Source organism: Oleiphilus sp. HI0128 (assembly GCF_001635365.1).
On sequence record NZ_LWGG01000974.1, the window covers coordinates 1 to 869 of the forward strand.

At 42.8% G+C, this 869-nt stretch carries 1 protein-coding gene; it reads left to right on the forward strand.

What is annotated here, in order from left to right:
- A partial coding sequence (gene pssA, locus A3763_RS15910) for a CDP-diacylglycerol--serine O-phosphatidyltransferase (protein ID WP_068760223.1) occupies nt 1-658 on the forward strand: 658 nt, incomplete at its 5' end.
- Between the last annotated feature and the right edge of the window lie 211 nt (nt 659-869).

The window sequence follows — 869 nt, forward strand, 5'->3', positions numbered from 1 at the left end:
GTTTTCTGGATTCTATGCGATCGTCGCTGCTATGAATGGTCATTTTGATAATGCAGCAATTGCCATCTTTATATCAATGATTCTGGATGGCTTAGATGGTCGTGTGGCGCGTATGACGAATACGCAGAGCGCTTTTGGTGCAGAGTACGATAGTTTGGTCGATATGGTTGCTTTTGGTGTGGCACCCGCTCTTGTCGCGTTTACTATGAATTTGCATACTTTGGGTAATTTGGGGTGGATTGCGACCTTTATCTATGTGGCGGGTGCTGCGTTGCGTCTAGCGCGCTTTAATACACAAATTGATGAGGTGGATAAGCGCTACTTTATAGGGCTTCCAAGCCCTTCGGCGGCGGCAATTGTGGCTGGCTTTGTATGGGCGGCGCATCATTACGAGCAGTCGGGCTGGTTAACTGCGTTAACGATGGTGATAGTTGCGGGTGCAGGGGTGTTGATGGTGAGTAATGTTAAGTATCACTCCTTTAAAGAGTTTGATATGAAAAGAAGGGTTCCGTTTACTACCTTGCTTATTATAGTTCTGGTTTTTGCGGTCATTGCGTTAGAGCCGTCGCTAGTACTGCTTGGGGTCTTTGCTTTATATACTTTATCTGGGCCATTTAATGCGTTACTTGGTCGCAATAAAGTGACTGAAAAGTCTTAATTACATTCGCTAACATAAAAATGTAAAGAAAGTTTGATAAAGGTGTTGACCTAAAGAATCAGCTCTATATAATGCGCACCTCCTTAAGGCGAACCGCTTCGAAAGCGGCGAAGTTTGAAGGAGATAGAGGATAAATTAAGTGATTAAAATCAGTAATTTATCTTCGCTTGTTAAAGGTTTTGGTTTTCGGTTTTGAATTTAAATTTCTTCG